Annotated in this window: 18 protein-coding genes and 1 tRNA gene; 14 read left to right on the top strand and 5 right to left on the bottom strand. The window is 63.0% G+C overall.

Annotated features, from left to right (window positions below; all coding sequences use genetic code 11):
• Nucleotides 1-10: 10 nt before the first annotated feature.
• Together ACQ4WP_RS26310 and ACQ4WP_RS26305 are read left to right on the top strand one after the other, a co-directional pair.
• Nucleotides 11-943: a 2-hydroxyacid dehydrogenase gene (locus ACQ4WP_RS26310; RefSeq protein ID WP_436525808.1), complete on the top strand. Its 933-nt coding sequence runs from the start codon at nt 11-13 to the stop codon at nt 941-943.
• A gap of 1 nt (nt 944) precedes the next feature.
• Nucleotides 945-1865, top strand: a complete 921-nt coding sequence (locus ACQ4WP_RS26305) for a hydroxymethylglutaryl-CoA lyase (protein WP_436525806.1) — start codon at nt 945-947, stop codon at nt 1863-1865.
• Nucleotides 1866-1973: 108 nt separating this feature from the next.
• Here ACQ4WP_RS26305 and ACQ4WP_RS26300 read toward each other — a convergent pair.
• A tRNA-Pro gene (locus ACQ4WP_RS26300) sits at nt 1974-2050 on the bottom strand.
• A 166-nt stretch (nt 2051-2216) separates the two neighbouring features.
• Here ACQ4WP_RS26300 and ACQ4WP_RS26295 point away from each other — a divergent pair.
• From ACQ4WP_RS26295 to ACQ4WP_RS26285, 3 genes are read left to right on the top strand one after another with little or no spacing between them, the layout of a single operon-like run.
• The gene (locus ACQ4WP_RS26295; RefSeq protein ID WP_436525804.1) at nt 2217-2864 is read left to right on the top strand and encodes a hypothetical protein; all 648 of its coding nucleotides are present in this window, start codon (nt 2217-2219) and stop codon (nt 2862-2864) included.
• Nucleotides 2865-2908: 44 nt separating this feature from the next.
• Complete coding sequence (locus ACQ4WP_RS26290; RefSeq protein ID WP_436525802.1) at nt 2909-3541, top strand: nucleotidyltransferase domain-containing protein; 633 nt, start codon at nt 2909-2911, stop codon at nt 3539-3541.
• Entirely contained in the window at nt 3480-3917 is a 438-nt protein-coding gene (locus ACQ4WP_RS26285) for a hypothetical protein (protein ID WP_436525800.1), read from the top strand. The genes ACQ4WP_RS26290 and ACQ4WP_RS26285 overlap by 62 nt, the downstream gene beginning before the upstream one ends.
• 5 nt (nt 3918-3922) lie before the next feature.
• On the opposite strand, the gene rsmI is transcribed toward ACQ4WP_RS26285, so the two are convergent.
• Nucleotides 3923-4831: a 16S rRNA (cytidine(1402)-2'-O)-methyltransferase gene (gene rsmI, locus ACQ4WP_RS26280; protein ID WP_166446200.1), complete on the bottom strand. Its 909-nt coding sequence runs from the start codon at nt 4829-4831 to the stop codon at nt 3923-3925.
• Between the two features lie 165 nt (nt 4832-4996).
• Between rsmI and ACQ4WP_RS26275 the strand changes: the two genes are divergently transcribed.
• From ACQ4WP_RS26275 to ACQ4WP_RS26245, 7 genes are all read left to right on the top strand, one after another.
• Nucleotides 4997-6208, top strand: coding sequence for a penicillin-binding protein activator (locus ACQ4WP_RS26275; protein WP_436525798.1), 1212 nt, complete (start codon nt 4997-4999; stop codon nt 6206-6208).
• A gap of 9 nt (nt 6209-6217) precedes the next feature.
• The gene (locus ACQ4WP_RS26270; RefSeq protein WP_436525796.1) at nt 6218-6577 is read left to right on the top strand and encodes a YraN family protein; all 360 of its coding nucleotides are present in this window, start codon (nt 6218-6220) and stop codon (nt 6575-6577) included.
• A 57-nt stretch (nt 6578-6634) separates the two neighbouring features.
• Entirely contained in the window at nt 6635-7231 is a 597-nt protein-coding gene (locus tag ACQ4WP_RS26265) for a phosphoheptose isomerase (protein WP_034752465.1), read from the top strand.
• A complete protein-coding gene (locus tag ACQ4WP_RS26260) occupies nt 7224-7904 on the top strand; it encodes a BON domain-containing protein (RefSeq protein WP_436525794.1) in 681 nt (226 codons plus the stop codon). Before ACQ4WP_RS26265 ends, ACQ4WP_RS26260 begins: the two co-directional genes overlap by 8 nt.
• A gap of 102 nt (nt 7905-8006) precedes the next feature.
• The gene (locus tag ACQ4WP_RS26255; protein ID WP_077398289.1) at nt 8007-8528 is read left to right on the top strand and encodes a peroxiredoxin family protein; all 522 of its coding nucleotides are present in this window, start codon (nt 8007-8009) and stop codon (nt 8526-8528) included.
• A gap of 98 nt (nt 8529-8626) precedes the next feature.
• Nucleotides 8627-9217, top strand: coding sequence for a sigma-70 family RNA polymerase sigma factor (locus tag ACQ4WP_RS26250; protein WP_436525791.1), 591 nt, complete (start codon nt 8627-8629; stop codon nt 9215-9217).
• Nucleotides 9214-9909: an anti-sigma factor gene (locus tag ACQ4WP_RS26245; protein ID WP_436525789.1), complete on the top strand. Its 696-nt coding sequence runs from the start codon at nt 9214-9216 to the stop codon at nt 9907-9909. The genes ACQ4WP_RS26250 and ACQ4WP_RS26245 overlap by 4 nt, the downstream gene beginning before the upstream one ends.
• On the opposite strand, the gene ACQ4WP_RS26240 is transcribed toward ACQ4WP_RS26245, so the two are convergent.
• Both ACQ4WP_RS26240 and ACQ4WP_RS26235 read right to left on the bottom strand, forming a co-directional pair.
• Nucleotides 9906-10334: a PaaI family thioesterase gene (locus ACQ4WP_RS26240; protein WP_436525787.1), complete on the bottom strand. Its 429-nt coding sequence runs from the start codon at nt 10332-10334 to the stop codon at nt 9906-9908. The genes ACQ4WP_RS26245 and ACQ4WP_RS26240 overlap by 4 nt on opposite strands.
• Before the next feature lie 90 nt (nt 10335-10424).
• A complete protein-coding gene (locus ACQ4WP_RS26235; RefSeq protein WP_436525785.1) occupies nt 10425-11582 on the bottom strand; it encodes a PepSY-associated TM helix domain-containing protein in 1158 nt (385 codons plus the stop codon).
• Between the two features lie 153 nt (nt 11583-11735).
• Between ACQ4WP_RS26235 and ACQ4WP_RS26230 the strand changes: the two genes are divergently transcribed.
• Both ACQ4WP_RS26230 and ACQ4WP_RS26225 read left to right on the top strand, forming a co-directional pair.
• Nucleotides 11736-12080, top strand: a complete 345-nt coding sequence (locus ACQ4WP_RS26230; RefSeq protein ID WP_436525783.1) for a hypothetical protein — start codon at nt 11736-11738, stop codon at nt 12078-12080.
• 91 nt (nt 12081-12171) lie between these two features.
• Nucleotides 12172-14328, top strand: a complete 2157-nt coding sequence (locus tag ACQ4WP_RS26225) for a TonB-dependent receptor (RefSeq protein ID WP_436525781.1) — start codon at nt 12172-12174, stop codon at nt 14326-14328.
• Between the two features lie 61 nt (nt 14329-14389).
• Here ACQ4WP_RS26225 and ACQ4WP_RS26220 read toward each other — a convergent pair whose 3' ends face one another.
• Nucleotides 14390-15058, bottom strand: coding sequence for a uracil-DNA glycosylase (locus ACQ4WP_RS26220; protein WP_436525779.1), 669 nt, complete (start codon nt 15056-15058; stop codon nt 14390-14392).
• Between the last annotated feature and the right edge of the window lie 290 nt (nt 15059-15348).

Genomic DNA, 15348 nt, shown 5'->3' with positions numbered 1-15348 from the left:
GGCTGCCACGATGCGCATCCTTTTACAACGTTCGGACGGCAAGGAAGCGGCGTGGATCGCCGATTTCAAGGACTTGCTGCCCGAGGCGGAAATTGTCTTCTGGCGCGAAGGCGACACCTTCGCACCATGCGACTACGCCGTCGTGTGGCAACCGCCTGCGGCCATGCTGCCGGCATTGCGCGAAGTCAAAGCCATCTTCAACACGGGCGCGGGCGTGGACGCGCTCCTGAAATTTGGCGAGGCGCTGCCCACCCACGTGCCGCTGGTGCGCCTGGACGACGCGGGCATGGGCGTTCAGATGGCAGAATATGTGAGCCACGCCGTGCTGCGCCACTTCCGCCGCTTCGACGATTACGAAGCGCAGGGCCGCACCGGCATCTGGCAGCCGCTGCCCGCGTTCGACAAGGCGGATTTTCCCGTCGGCGTGCTGGGCATGGGTGTGCTGGGCACGCGCGTGCTGGGTGCGCTGGCGCAGTTCGAATTTCCCCTGCGGGGCTGGAGCCGCAGCCGCAAGCACATCGATGGCGTCGCGTGCTTCGCGGGCGAAGAGGGGCTCGAGGAATTTTTGCGCAACACCCGCGTGCTGGTGTGCATGCTGCCGCTCACGCCGGAGACGCACAACCTGCTCGACCGCACGCGCCTGTCCATGCTGCTGCCGGGCGCTTACGTCATCAACGTGGCGCGCGGCGCGCACCTCGCCGAGCCGGATTTGCTGACCCTGATCCGCTCCGGGCATATCGCCGGGGCCACGCTCGACGTGTTCCGCAACGAGCCGCTGCCGCAGCAGCACCCGTTCTGGCAAGAACCGCGCATCACCATCACGCCGCATATTTCGGCCGCCACCCTGCGCCGCGAAAGCGTGGCGCAGATCGCCGCCAAGATGCGCCGCCTGCACGCCGGAGACTCTGTCGCCGGCATCGTCAACCGTTTGCAAGGATATTGAGATGAGCAATCAACCGAATTTGCCGAAACAGGTCAAGATCGTCGAAGTGGGTCCGCGCGACGGCCTGCAAAACGAAAAGGAAACCATCAGCGCCGCCGTCAAGATCGAACTGGTCGACCGATTGACGCAGGCGGGCTTCGCCAATATCGAGGCGGCGTCCTTCGTCTCGCCAAAATGGGTGCCGCAGATGGCCACCAGCGCGGAAGTGATGGAAAAGATCGCGCGCCGCGCCGGTACCATGTATTCCGCGCTAACGCCGAACATGCAGGGTTTCGAGGCGGCGCTGGCGGCGAAGGCCGATGAAGTGGTGATCTTCGGCTCCGCCTCCGAGGCGTTCTCGCAAAAGAACATCAACTGCTCGATCGCCGAATCGATCGCCCGCTTCGAAGGCGTGGCCAAGGCGGCCAAGGAACACGGTCTGCGCCTGCGCGGCAGCATCAGCTGCGCCTTCGGCTGTCCCTACCAGGGCGACGTGCCGCTAGACGCCGTGGCCGACGTGGTGGGGCGCATGCGCGACCTGGGTTGCGACGAGATCGACATCGCCGACACCATTGGCGTGGCCACGCCGCGCAAAACGCAGGCGGTGATGCAACGCGCCATCGCGGCCTTCCACGTGGGCGGCCTCTCCGGCCACTTCCACGACACCTACGGACAGGCGCTGGCGAATATCTACGCCAGCCTGGAAACGGGTATCGCGATTTATCATTCGTCCGTTTCCGGCCTGGGCGGCTGCCCCTACGCCAAGGGCGCTACCGGCAATGTGGCCACCGAGGACGTGCTGTACATGATGCAGGGACTGGGGATTTCCACCGGCATCGACCTCGATCTGGTGGTCGATGCGGGCCAGTTCATCTCGCAGCAACTGGGGCGCAAGGGATCTAGCCGCGCCGGCAATGCCATCGCGGCGAAACGCGCAGGCTGAATATGCAGGGCAGGGGCGGCGCGACCCCTGCGGTGTGAATGCAGTGCTCCGCCGTACAGACGAAAAAAAACCCAAGAGCCGAAACTCTTGGGTTTTTTTCTACAAATTTGGTCGGAGTACAAGGATTCGAACCTTGGACCCCCTGGTCCCAAACCAGGTGCGCTACCGGGCTGCGCCACACTCCGAAGACCAAGATAATACAGGCCGTATCGACTTCGGTCAAGGGTCAGGTGAAACTCTGTGTAAATTATTTAGGCGCGGCACTGCAACCCCTGTATTTTTCAGCATGCATGAAATATGCGACACTTACTACGCAAGTTTTCCCGATCAGACATGAAGGCGACGACGGCAATGGATTTCAGTATCGAAAGAAACGGCGGAAGCGACGGTGGCCAGCCCATGCCGAACCGCCGCGGTATCGTGCTGGGCATAGCCGTGTCCTTGCTGCTGCATGGCGCCTTGATCTATCTGTGGCGCCATGTGCAGCCGACCGTGCAGATGGACACGGCCCCGCGCGTGGAATCGATCGCCGTATGGATACGTCCGCTGGCCGCCAAGCCTCCCCCGCCACCGCCACCTGTCGAAGTCGTCAAGCCGAAGCGCGAGCCCAAACCCATCAGCAAGCCGAAACTCGCCACTGCCCGGGAAACGCCAGCGGCGGCCACGGCACCAGCATCCGGCCCGCAAGCCATCACGGTCGTGCCGGCCTCACCGGCCACGCCGGCGGCCAGTGCCGATACCTTCACGCAAGAAACACCGAAATTCGATATGGAGGCGGCCAGGAGGACGGCGCGCAAGATGGCGGGCGAGCGCGACCCGTCCAAGGTGGGCACGGCCGTGGGGCAAATCCCCGACAAGCCCCTACAAACGGAAACCCAGCTGGCGCGCGACATCGCACAAGGCAAACGCGGCGATTGCCGCAGCGCCTATTCAGGCGCAGGCTTGCTGGCGCCCGTGCTGATGTTGCTCGACAAGAAGGACAGCGGCTGCAAGTGGTGAGAGCCCGCTTGACTATACCCATATTGGGTACTAACATACCCAATATGGGTACTTTCGCAGATACATTGTTTTCCAAGACACAGCAGCGCGTGCTGGCCTTGCTCTTTGGCCAGGCGCAACGGTCTTTCTATGCAAATGAAATCATCGCCTTCGCGGCCATAGGCTCGGGCGCCGTGCAACGCGAGCTGGCCAAGCTGGTGAAATCGGCCTTGGTCACGGTGAAAAAAGTGGGCAACCAGAAGCATTACCAGGCCAACCGCGATGCGCCGATCTTCGACGAACTGCGCAGCATCGTGCTGAAAACCTTTGGTGCCGCCGATGTGCTGCGCGTCGCGCTGCAACCGCACTGGCAAGAAATCGACCTGGCCTTTGTGTACGGCTCGATGGCCAAGGGCACGGAACATGCGCACAGCGACATCGACCTGATGGTGATCGGCAGCATGACATCGAACGCCCAGTTGCTGACAGCGCTGCAAGCAGCGCAGCAGCAGTTGGGTCGCAGCATCAACCCGACCTTGTACACGCCAGAAGAATGGCGGCAAAGAATAGACGACGGCAAGTCGTTTATCGTGCGCATCCTCGAACAGCCAAAGATTTTTGTCAAAGGCTCCAACGATGACCTCATCAAGCTCACAGGCGCTGGCGAACCTGGCACGCATCGGCCAGCTCAAGGCTGAGCCAGCGGACGCACGCGAACGCGCAGGCTTGCTGCGCTCGGCCACCGTGCGCCTGCGTGATGCCAGGCAGGCGATACTATCGCTGGAAAGCCGCTTCGACCTGGCGTATAACGCGGCGCATGCGGCCGCCTTGTCTGCGCTGCGCCAACACGGTTATCGCAGCGACAACCGCTATCTCGTCTTCCAAAGCCTGGAGCACACGTTGGGGTTCACGCCACAGCAATGGCTGCTGTTCAATCAGGCGCACAAGAAGCGCAACCTGGCCGAATACGAAGGCGAGCTGGATGTCACGGCAGGCTTTGTCGATGAGCTGATCGAACATGTGGAACTGTTACTCGTGGCGGCAAGGGCGCTGGATGTCCAGCCGCTATCGTGACTCCCTTATTCCTGCCCCTTTAACTGCAACGCCCGTTCATACAGGGCATTTTTCTTGCGGCCCGTGATTTGCGCCGTCAGGTTCGCCGCCTGCTTGACGCTGCACTCGGCCAATAAAATGTTCAGGATGCGCTCCGCTTCCACGTCTTCCGCATCCTGCGCTTCCGTGGCACCTTCGAGCAGCACGACGAACTCTCCCTTTTCACGGTGCGCGTCGGCGCGTATCCAGCTTTCCGCCTCGGACAGGGGGCAGCGGTGGATTTCCTCGAACATTTTCGTCAGTTCGCGCGCGAACACCACCTGGCGCGTGGGCTCGAACGCTTCCACCAGGGCCGTGGCGCAATCGAGGATGCGGTGCGGCGCCTCGTAGAACACCATGGTGGCCGTCACGCCGCGCAGGCTGTGCAGCATGTTTTCGCGCTGCTTGGCCTTGGCCGGCAAGAAGCCGACAAAGTAAAACTGATCATTGAGCAAGCCGCTGGCGGAAATGGCGGTGATGGCCGCCGATGGGCCAGGCAAGGGCAGCACGCGCAAGCCGGCCGCGCGCACGGCGTCGACGATGCGCGCGCCCGGGTCGGAGACGGCGGGCGTGCCCGCATCCGAGACGAGGGCGATGCGCTCGCCGGCGTGCAGGCGGGCAATCAGGGTTTGCGCCACTTCGCGCTCATTATGTTGATGCGCCGCAATCAATGGCTTGTTCAAGCCAAAGCGCGTCAGCAGGTGCGCCGTGTTGCGCGTATCTTCACAGGCGACGGCGTCGGCAAGGCTCAGCAAATGCAGCGCGCGCAGGCTGATATCGGTCACATTGCCGATCGGCGTGGCCACTATATACAATGTTGCGATAGGATAGACCTGGTGCGCCGCCTCTGTCATGATGGGCAGGCTGGCGATGGAACTGATTTCTTGTACGGTCATTTTGGAGGTTAAATGCTTGCTAATAGTGTGAAGTTACTGCTTGTTTGTGCCGCGACCGGCATGCTGAGCGCTTGCAGCACGCCTTGCGACGCGCCCGGGCAATTGTGCGCGCCTATTGAATCTAACACAAGGGCGCTGCCGCCACCGAAGCCGCTGCCACCGCCCGTGCCGCCCAAGCCGCCCGCGCCCGAACCGGTGACGTTTGCCGTGGCCGTGCCCGATATTACCGCGTATGACAGCAATGGCGCGCCGTTGGCGCCCATCAAGACCAAGCCGGCGACCGGCACGCCGCTCGACATGCCAGCGGCCACGGCGCCGGCGCCCGCCGATGGCAATGTGCACCACATCGGCCTGCTGCTGCCGCTGCGCTCGGCTTCCCTGGGCCGGGCCGCCGAATTGCTGCGCGCCGGCTTCATGGCCGCGTATGAGCGCGACCGCAGCGGCTTTGAAGTGACGGTGATCGACACGGGCGATGGCAGCAGCGACGTCCTGAACAAGTTTGCGCAAGCACAGGAAGAACAGGACATCGTCGTGGGGCCTTTGTCGCGCTCGGCCGTGACAGCCGTGGCGAATAGCGACCTGGTGCGCAAGCCGACGATCGCCCTGAACCACCCGGACAACCGCGGCGAGGCGCGCCTGCCGGCCAAGCTGCTGGTGATGGGACTGTCCATCGAGGCCGAAGCACGCCAAGTCGCCGCCTGGGCCGCCAGTGAACAGCCTGGCGCCAGCGCGCTGATCCTGTCGGCCGGTTCGCCCTCGCAGCGCCGCACCAGCGCCGCCTTCAAGCAGGAATGGCTGCGCCAGGGCGGCAAGATAGAGACGATGGACTTGACGGCCACGAATGGCTACCTGAGCGATGCCGAGCTGGTGCAGCTGCGCGCGCGCCTGGCCGCGACGCCACCGGGCCTGCTGTTTGCCGCGCTCGACGCCGACCAGGCGCGCCAGCTGCGCGTGGCCATCGGCAGCGATCTGCCCCTGTATGGCACGTCGTCATTGAATCCCGGCGCTGGGCGCGGCGCCAGCGGCCCTGAACTCGACGGCGCGCGCCTGCTGGACCTGCCTTGGCAAGTGCAACGCGACCATCCGCAAGTGATGGTCTATCCACAGCCGCCGCAACCGACCGACAGCCGTTTGACGGCCGACATGCAACGCCTGTACGCGCTGGGCATCGATGCCTTCCGCGTGGCGCGCGAAGTGGCGCTGCGGCCGAACACGCCATTTACCCTTGATGGCGTGACGGGCCGCCTGGCCGTGCGCTTCGAGAACGATCAAAGCGTGTTCGAACGCACGGAGCAAGCCGCCACCTACCAGCAAGGCGTGCTGGGCACCTGGCCGCCGGCCGCGCCCACGCCTGTCGCCTTGCCGCCAGCGCAATAAGAGCACGCCATGCCACCCCTGCCTTTCCAGAATAAGCAGGCGCGGGGACGGCAGGGGGAAGACGATGCGCTCGCGTATCTGTTGCTGCAAGGCTTGGTGCTGCTTGCGCGCAACTACCTGTGCAAGGGCGGCGAGCTGGACCTGATCATGCGCGATGGCCCCGCCATCGTTTTCGTCGAGGTGCGGCTACGCAGCAGTTCAGCCTTCGGCGGCGCCCTGGCCAGCATCACGCCGGCCAAGCAGCGGCGCATGGCGGTGGCGGCGCAAACCTGGCTGTTGACACAAAAAAGCGTACCGCCATGCCGCTTCGACGCACTCGCCATCGATGGCGGGCGCATCAGCTGGCTGAAGAACATCCTCGATATGTAAGCATTTTTAACAGTGCTTGTCCGCCTTGCCGCGCGCCTGCACTATAATCGGCAGACTATGAATAATCAACGCATCCTCTCGCACTTCCACGAAAGTGCCGAACTCAAGATCCAGGCCGCTACCGTACTGGCGCAACCCATTGCGCAGGCGATCGACCTGATGTTTTATGCATTGTCCAACGGCAACAAAATCCTGGCTTGCGGCAACGGCGGTTCCGCCGCCGACTGCCAGCATTTCGCAGCCGAGCTGGTGGGACGCTTCGAACGCGAGCGCTTTCCGCTGCCGGCCCTGGCGCTGACGACGGATACCTCGATCCTGACGGCCGTGGCCAACGACTACAGCTACCGCGAGATCTTCTCGAAGCAGGTGCAAGCCTTCGGCCAGGCCGGCGACATCCTGCTGGCCATCTCCACGTCGGGCAATTCGGCCAACGTGATGGCCGCCGTGGAAGCGGCGCTCGAGCGCGAAATGCGCGTCGTGGCGCTGACGGGCAAGGACGGCGGCGCCATCGGCAAGATGCTGACGGACGCCGACGTGCATATCTGCGTGCCGGCCGAGCGCACGGCGCGCATCCAGGAAGTCCACCTGACCACCATACATTGCATCTGCGACGGCATCGATGTCGCCCTATTCGGAGGAGACGTGAATGACTAAATTCGGTACTGGCCCAGGCTGGAAACGCGTACAACGCCCGCTGGCCACCGCACTCTTGTGCGGCGCCATGCTCACCTCGCTCACCGGCTGCATCGAACTGATGGTCGGCGGCGCAGTGATGGGCGGCGTTGCCGCGGCGGACCGCCGCACTCTGGGCGCCCAGACCGAAGACAAGTCGATTGCCCTCAAGGGCGAGTCGCGCATTCCCTCCATCGTCGGCGATGCAGGCCATGTGAACGTCACCAGCTTCAACCGCCGCGTCCTGCTGACGGGCGAAGTACGCGACGAGGCGATGAAAAATGCCGTCGAGCGCGAAGTGCGCAATATCGAAGGCGTGGAATCGGTGGCCAATGAACTGATCATCGCCGGCCCGGCCAGCTACACCTCGCGCTCGAATGATGCCTTGATTACAGGCAAGGTCAAGGCCAGCCTGGTGGACATGAAAACCATCTCGGCCGCCTCGTTCAAGGTCGTCACCGAGAACGGCACTGTCTTCCTGATGGGCCGAGTAACCCAGCGCGAAGGCACGGTCGCGGCCGACGTGGCGCGCGGCGTGGGCGGCGTGCAGAAAGTGGTCAAGCTGTTCGACTACATTTCGGAAACGGAACTGAAGCAATTGCAGCCCGATCCGCCGCAGCAGCGCACCACGAGCAGCGACAGCGTCAGCCAGTAAGCTGGCATGAGGCCCTCCTCCGTTTGACCTACGGCACGGCGACGATGCGGCAGCTATAATAGTCGCATCGTGGCCGCATCGCCGCGCTTTTCAAGTGAACTTATGTCAACTTCGCCCTCCGCAAGCAAGTCCTGGATCAAACCAGCCCTCATCGCCGTCTTCGTGGCGGGCGTGGCGGCGGCCGCTTATCTGTCGCTGAATGACAAGCAAAGTGCGCCGGACGTGACCTTCCACGGCATCCATGGCGAGAAAATCACCTCGGCCAGCCTGCGCGGCAAGGTCGTGATGGTCAATTTCTGGGCCACCTCGTGCACCACTTGCGTGGCGGAAATGCCGGAGATGGTCGACACCTACAACAAGTACAAGGGGCAGGGACTGGAATTCGTGGCCGTGGCCATGAAATACGATCCGGCCAACTACGTGCTGAACTTCGCCGAAACGCGCCAGCTGCCGTTCAAGGTGGCGCTCGACGTGACGGGCGAGGCGGCCAAGGCCTATGGCGACGTGGCCCTCACGCCCACCACCTTCGTGCTCGACAAGCAGGGCAAGATCCTGAAACGCTATGTGGGCAAGCCGGAATTCGCCGAACTGCACAAGCTGCTGGAAACAGCCATCGCCGGCTAAGACACCGCACACACACGGCATAGAACCTTGTTGCCAGGTGTTGCCAATCTGTTATAACCTTCCCTTGCGTGATCCCATACACCTTGTGAAGGCCAGCCGTGTCCCTAGCCGCTCAATCGCCCGACCCGCAACAACTCAAAGCCTGGCTGCTCGCCGCCGGCAACAGGGACGCCACCGCGTTCCGCCAGCTATATACCTCCACCTCATCGAAACTGTTTGGCTTCGCGCTGCGTATATTGCATAAGCAAGAGCTCGCGGAAGAAGCCTTGCAAGAGGGTTTCGTCGCCATCTGGAACAACGCCGCCACTTACCAGAGCCATCTGGCGGCGCCGATGACGTGGATGGCCACCATCGTGCGCAACAAGGCGTTCGATGTGCTGCGGCGCAGCGACGATACCGTGGAAATCGATGCCGAACAGTTTGATAGCGAAGTCATGAATGCACTCCGAGACCCCCAGGCCACGCCCATCGAATCGCTGCAACTGAGCGGTGACGCCAAGGCGCTGGCGTTTTGCATGTCGGCCCTGGAAGGGCTGCACCGGCAGGTGGTCGCCCTGGCGTTCTATCATGACCTGTCACACAGCGAAGTGGCGCAGCAGATGTCGCTACCGATCGGCACCGTGAAGACCTGGATACGCCGCAGCCTGGAAAGGCTGCGCACGTGCCTGGCGAAACGGGAGGCATCATGAATAGCCGCGGCAATGACGTGTTGCGCCAGAAACTGGCATCCGAATACGTGCTGGGCACCCTGAAAGGGGGCGCGCGGCGGCGTTTCGAAGGCTGGCTGCACAACGACGCCGACTTGCGTAATATCACGGCCGCATGGCGCCAGCGTTTGGAACCGATGGCCGAATTTGCCACGCCCGTGGCGCCGCCCAAGCGCGTCTGGCAGCAGATCGAGCAGCGCTTGCACCTGAAGCAGCAGGGCGGCTGGTCTTTGTTCCGCGATTCGCTGTCGTTCTGGCGTTCGCTGGGCATGGCCTCGAGCGCCATTGCCGCCTTGCTGGTGATCGTCGTGGCCACGCGCCTGCTGGACGCGCCGCAAATCAGCTATGTGGCCAGCCTGACGGACGAGAAAGCCCAAACAGCCCTGCTGCTGACGGCCGACAGCCGCCACGGCGCGCTCGAGGTGCGCATGGTCGGCAACGCGCCCGTGCCGAGCGACAAGGATTTGGAACTGTGGGCCGTGCCGAAGAGCGGCAACCCGCGCTCCTTGGGCTTGCTGGCCGACAAGGGCAACGTGACACTGGCCCTGTCGCAGCGCGCCATCGGCAGCGACGTGGCCTTGCTGGCCGTTACCCTGGAACCGAAAGGCGGTTCGCCCGATCCAAACGGACCGACGGGACCGATTCTCTACAAGGGTAACTGGATAAAAATTTAGTCTTGTTTGGGATATAAAATCATCTGCGTGCAGCGGAACAGGGCAATCGTCTTGCCCGTTTCCTTGCTTTTCACCACGGCATCCCACACTTGCGTGTTGCGGCCCTTGTGCTCGACTTTCGCCGTGCAGGTGAGCGTGCCTTCGCGGGCCGTGCCCAGGTGGTTCGATTTCAACTCGATGGTGGTGAAGTTGCTGGCGCCCTCGGGCAGGTTGACGATGCAGCCATAGCCGGAAGCCGTGTCGGCCAGGGTCACCACGCTGCCCGCGTGCAGATAGCCGTTCGGCGCCAGCAGATGTGGCAGCACGGGCAATTCCGCCGTCAGCTGGCCGTCGCCCACTTGCGTGATGACGATGCCCAGGTGGCCGGGCAAGCGGCCTGTGCCGCGTTCATTCAACATTGCTACGGTGATCTCGGGATTGCTCATGCTGGTCCTTGTGCGGGTGAGTCCGGACAGCGGATCTGCCGGAAAATACTATGATGATAGCAACTTTCCCCGCATCGGCTTGGCGGCCCCTTATTTCCGGCCGCGCCGCCGTTTCCACCACACCAGAGTCCCCGTCAGCAGGAACAGCAAGGGCATCAAACCAAAGACGGTAATGAAACTGCGCCCGGCCACGCCAAATGCCTGGCCCGAGTGCAGGGGGAATTGCCAGCCCAGGAAAACATCGCCGGCCGGCGCCCGCAAGGGATCGCGTATGCGCAGGGGCAAGCCGCTGCGCGCGTCCAGGGTCAGGCGCGTGGCACCGTCGCCGTGGGCAATTTCGTCCGGCTGGCGCACGCGGATCTCGTACGGCTGGTCCTGTTTCACCGGCAGCACGATGCGCGACACGCGCGCTTGCGGATACAGCTGCTGCGCGGCGGCCATGGCCTGGCCCGCATCGAGCAGGGCGCCGTCCTGCTGCACATTCTTGAGCTTTGCCGAGTCCGGCACCGTCGACACGAGCGCCACCAGGGGCACCACCAGCTGCGGCAAATTGAAATAGATGCCGGAAAAGGCCAGCACGGCCAGCACGGGTGCGGCAAAGAAGCCGGCCGCCTTGTGAAACGTGTAATGAAAGCGGGGCCAGGAACCGCCATGCGACACCGTCAGCGCGCGCCGGATGGCCGTCCACTGCAAGCGCGGCCACCACAGATAGATGCCGCTGAGCGCCATCAGCAGCAGGGCCACGCCCGAGATCCCCGTGATGGTTTTGCCCACCTCGCCGGACAATAAATAGCGGTGCAAATGAAACATGCCCGACATCAACAGCGGGCGCGTGAGGCCGAAGCGGCCCCAGTCGCGTTCGCCTTTGACTTGCAGGGTGTAGGGGTCGACCATCACCTGGCGCACGATGGCCTGGCTGAACATGGACGGCTTGCCTGGCTGGCGGTACGAGGCCACGTACACGTCGCGCGCATCGGCCGGCGAATTGAGCTGGGCCGGCTTGCCGTAGGCGGGATCGGCCGCGAGAGTGTCCGCCACCGCTTGCAACGTGCGCGGCGTGACCTGGAACACCTGGCCAGGTGCAGGTGTGCTCGCCTGCAACAAAGTGGGATTGAGCCAGGCATCGAGCTCCGGCATCCAGGCAATGGCGGACCCCGTCAAGCCCAGCAGGACGAACAGGGCGCCGAACCACAGCCCCGCATACAGGTGCAGTTTGCTGATCAACCACTTGCTGGGACGTTTGGACATGGGGAGGCGATTCGGGAAATTTTGGGCTGCGGAACGATAACATGAAAGGCCGGCAGTGAAAATCATGATCAGATGGCATTCTGTCGTACCCACGCAGCGCAAATCACGCAACAAGCGCTGACAATACGGCGATTTTCTTGCTACTATGCGCTCATGTCTTCCCGCCAGCCCACCCGCAAGCTTGCTCATCACGGTGCCGCCGCCCTCGCGCGCACGCCGTGGCAGCTGTGCGTGGCCCTGTTCAGTGCGCTGGCCCTCGTGTTCCTGCTGTCGACGGCCGCTTCGCACCTGCACAAGACCAGCCTCGACGCGGAAGAGTGCGCGCTGTGCGCCACGGTCATCGACAAGGTGGCCGATCTCGCCGTACCGCCGGCCATCGTCGAGCCGCCCGCCCAGTTACTGCCGTACCGCTTGCTGGCCCTCACGCCAGCCGCCCTGGCGCCCGTCGCCGCCCTCGTCCTGCCGCCCGTGCGCGGCCCGCCTGCCGCCTCTCTGTAGTTCCCACGCTGTTTTTCCTTTTTCAGGTTGCCCCTTGTCGTGCTTTCATGCGCGCAGGGCCGCCTGGCGTTGACTATTTTTGAGGTTTACCATGCAACACACTCCCCGCCTGAGCGCGCTGTCGCTCGCCCTTGCCAGCCTGTTTACCGTTTCCGCCCACGCCGCCGAGCCTGCCGAGACCAATACCGATGCTGCCCCACAAGACATGCAAAAAGTCGAAGTCACGTCCGCCCATTTGAAAAGCGCGCGCATCGAGCTGTCGCCGAAAGTTGGCACCACCATCTACAGCATCGACAGCCACATGGTCGACATGCTGGGCCAGGGCGACAATACGCCATTCAATGAAGTGCTGCTGCGCCTGCCGGGCGTATCGCAGGATTCGAAAGGCTCGGGCGCCCTGCACGTGCGCGACGACCATGCCAACGTGCAATACCGCATCAATGGCGTGCAATTACCGGAAAGCATCAGCGGCTTCGGCCAGTCGATCGACACGCGCCTGATCGACAAGACGGATTTCATGACGGGCGCCTTGCCGGCCCAGTTCGGCCTGCGCACGGCGGGCATCGTCGATATTGAAACGAAGGAGGGCGGACTGACGCCAGGCGGGCGCATCGGCATCATGGTCGGTAGCCACGACCATGTGGAACCGAGTGCCGAATTTTTCGGCAGCGTGGGCAAGTTCAATTACTACCTGTCCGGCAGCTACCTGGGCAATTCCCTGGGCGTGGAAAACCCGCAAGCCACGCGCAGCGCCTTGCACGACAAGACGCGCCAGAACAAATCGTTCGGCAGCCTGTCGTATTTCCTTGATGACAACACACGCCTGGGCGCCATGTTCGGCACGTATAACGGCCGCTTCCAGATCCCGAACAACCCCAACCAGGCGCCCGCCTTCTCGCTCGATGACCACAGCGATGCGCAGGCGGGCACGTCCAGCTTGCCGTCATCGCAATTGAATGAAAACCAGCGCGAAGTGAACCGCTTCCTCGTGCTGTCGCTGCAGAAAAGCCTGGGCGACGTCAATTACCAGGTCTCCGCCTTCCACCAGTATTCGGAACTGCACTTCACGCCCGATGTCATTGGCGACCTGATCTACAACGGCGTGGCCTCGGATGCGCGCCGCGCGAGCAGCGCTTCGGGCGCCCAGTTCGATATCAGTTACAAGCTGCACCCGGACCACACCGTGCGCGCGGGCCTGGCCTACACGCGCCAGAAGACGAGCAGCGACAACACGGTGGCCGTCTTCCCCGCCATTGACGGCGCGCAAAGCGCCAGCACGCCCATCACCATTGCCGACAACAGCGGCAAGACAGGCACCCTGGCCAGCTTTTACCTGCAGGATGAATGGCATATCAGCAAGCCCCTGACCCTGAACTATGGCGCCCGCTTCGACAAGGTGTCGGCCTACACCAGCGAGCAGCAATGGAGCCCGCGCGTCAACCTCGCGTATCAGATCGCGCCGGGCACGGCCCTGCACGCCGGCTATTCGCGCTACTTCACGCCGCCGCCGCAGGAATTGGCGGCGCAAGGCAGCATCGACCTGTATGCGAACACGACGAATGCGCCGGAAATCGGCCAGTCGGACAACGTCAAGGCCGAGCGCACGCATTACTACGACGTGGGCATCAGCCACCAGCTGAGTTCGAAACTGACCGTGACGGCGGACGTGTACTATAAAAAGATCAACAACCTGCTGGACGAAGGCCAGTTCGGCCAGGCATTGATCTTGACCCCATTCAACTATGCGGATGGCTACGCCAAGGGCCTGGAACTGTCGGCCATCTACAGCGAGAAAAACTGGGGCCTGTTCCTCAACGCCAGCACGCAAAAGGCGCAGGGACGCAACATCAATTCGGGCCAGGCCCTGTTTGGCGCCGATGAGTTGAACTACATCAGCAAGCACTATGTTTATCTCGATCATGACCAGAAATACACGCTGTCCGGTGGCGGCCATTATCACTTTGGCGATTCGCAAGTGAGCGCTGACTTCCTGTATGGCAGCGGCCTGCGCATGACGCCGGACGGCGGCGCGCCCAATTCCGGCCATCTGCCGAGTTACTTCACCGTCAATACGACGCTCACGCACACGTGGAAAAATACGCCGGTCGGCAAGGTGGAAGGACGGTTGGCCCTGATCAACCTGTTCGATCGGTCGTACCTGCTGCGCGACGGTTCCGGCGTGGGCGTGGGGGCACCGCAGTACGGCGCCCGCCGCAGCTTTTACGCCAGCCTGTCGACGAGTTTTTAAAAGTTACGCGCGAAGACAGCGGCAGGGTGCAACGCCTGCCGCTGTCGGTTGCCGTCCTGCTTCAGCTATCGCCCCAGGCGATGGGCGCCTGCCCGTGCGCCTGAAAATAGGCATTCGCCTGGCTGAACGGCTTGCTGCCAAAGAAACCTTTACTGGCCGACAAGGGAGATGGATGCGGTGCCGCCAGCACCAGGTGCTTGCCGGGGTCGATCAGGGTGCGCTTGGCTTGCGCATGGCCGCCCCACAGGATGAACACGAGATGATTCCGCTCGGCCGACAGCTGGCCGATGGCGCTGTCCGTCAGCTTTTCCCAGCCCTTGGCCGCGTGCGAACCGGCCGCCCCGGCGCGCACGGTCAGCACGCTGTTGAGCAAAAACACCCCTTGCTCTGCCCAGTCCGACAAATCCGTGCGCGTGCGCTCGACGCCTACGTCCGTGGATAATTCCTTGAAGATATTCTGCAAGCTCGGCTGCGCGGGATGGCCGTCCGGCACGGAAAAGCACAAGCCCATGGCCGCGCCGGGCGTGTGATACGGGTCTTGCCCCAGGATCACGACTTTCACCTGCTCGAACGGCGTCAGGTCAAATGCGCGGAAGATGGTTTTACCGGGAGGACAGCACGGCCCCGCCGCATATTCCGCTTTCACGAAGGCCGCCAGGCGTTCCCAGTAGGGCTGGGCGAATTCCCCCTCCAGGCGCGCCTTCCACGATGCGTCGATGCGTACGTCCATGCGTCACCTCATAGCCGATTCGTCCACCATGCTTCGTCAAGCATGCCTTTTCAGCATGCCAGTATAGGACGCTCAGCAGCATGAGGTGGAGACGATACGAACAGGATCGGGTAGGAGGCGGGGCTGCCCCCGCCGTCCTCCCACAACACCGGACGTACGGATCACGTATCCGACGTTTCCTGACTACTGGGTTGCCCCAGCGAGCTTGGTTTCGTGCGTCGTGTCGCCTGTCGGTCTGCAAGCACCTCGGTTACGGCAAAGACTTCCGGTCTCGTCCATTGACCAAGGCC

The sequence above is a fragment of the Janthinobacterium lyxosi genome (assembly GCF_051380665.1).
Classification (GTDB): domain Bacteria; phylum Pseudomonadota; class Gammaproteobacteria; order Burkholderiales; family Burkholderiaceae_D; genus Janthinobacterium.
Note: the sequence above shows the minus strand (reverse complement) of the source record. Positions and strands in the feature narration are given on the sequence as shown.

What these genes read in the sequence shown, in the direction of transcription:
- ACQ4WP_RS26265 (WP_034752465.1), top strand. Translation starts at nt 6,635, where the DNA reads ATGAATAATCAACGCATCCTCTCGCACTTCCACGAAAGTGCCGAACTC.
- ACQ4WP_RS26225 (WP_436525781.1), top strand. Translation starts at nt 12,172, where the DNA reads ATGCAACACACTCCCCGCCTGAGCGCGCTGTCGCTCGCCCTTGCCAGC.
- rsmI (WP_166446200.1), bottom strand. Translation starts at nt 4,831, where the DNA reads ATGACCGTACAAGAAATCAGTTCCATCGCCAGCCTGCCCATCATGACA.
- ACQ4WP_RS26310 (WP_436525808.1), top strand. Translation starts at nt 11, where the DNA reads ATGCGCATCCTTTTACAACGTTCGGACGGCAAGGAAGCGGCGTGGATC.
- ACQ4WP_RS26235 (WP_436525785.1), bottom strand. Translation starts at nt 11,582, where the DNA reads ATGTCCAAACGTCCCAGCAAGTGGTTGATCAGCAAACTGCACCTGTAT.
- ACQ4WP_RS26270 (WP_436525796.1), top strand. Translation starts at nt 6,218, where the DNA reads ATGCCACCCCTGCCTTTCCAGAATAAGCAGGCGCGGGGACGGCAGGGG.
- ACQ4WP_RS26285 (WP_436525800.1), top strand. Translation starts at nt 3,480, where the DNA reads ATGACCTCATCAAGCTCACAGGCGCTGGCGAACCTGGCACGCATCGGC.
- ACQ4WP_RS26255 (WP_077398289.1), top strand. Translation starts at nt 8,007, where the DNA reads ATGTCAACTTCGCCCTCCGCAAGCAAGTCCTGGATCAAACCAGCCCTC.
- ACQ4WP_RS26295 (WP_436525804.1), top strand. Translation starts at nt 2,217, where the DNA reads ATGGATTTCAGTATCGAAAGAAACGGCGGAAGCGACGGTGGCCAGCCC.
- ACQ4WP_RS26305 (WP_436525806.1), top strand. Translation starts at nt 945, where the DNA reads ATGAGCAATCAACCGAATTTGCCGAAACAGGTCAAGATCGTCGAAGTG.
- ACQ4WP_RS26245 (WP_436525789.1), top strand. Translation starts at nt 9,214, where the DNA reads ATGAATAGCCGCGGCAATGACGTGTTGCGCCAGAAACTGGCATCCGAA.
- ACQ4WP_RS26290 (WP_436525802.1), top strand. Translation starts at nt 2,909, where the DNA reads ATGGGTACTTTCGCAGATACATTGTTTTCCAAGACACAGCAGCGCGTG.
- ACQ4WP_RS26220 (WP_436525779.1), bottom strand. Translation starts at nt 15,058, where the DNA reads ATGGACGTACGCATCGACGCATCGTGGAAGGCGCGCCTGGAGGGGGAA.
- ACQ4WP_RS26240 (WP_436525787.1), bottom strand. Translation starts at nt 10,334, where the DNA reads ATGAGCAATCCCGAGATCACCGTAGCAATGTTGAATGAACGCGGCACA.
- ACQ4WP_RS26230 (WP_436525783.1), top strand. Translation starts at nt 11,736, where the DNA reads ATGTCTTCCCGCCAGCCCACCCGCAAGCTTGCTCATCACGGTGCCGCC.
- ACQ4WP_RS26260 (WP_436525794.1), top strand. Translation starts at nt 7,224, where the DNA reads ATGACTAAATTCGGTACTGGCCCAGGCTGGAAACGCGTACAACGCCCG.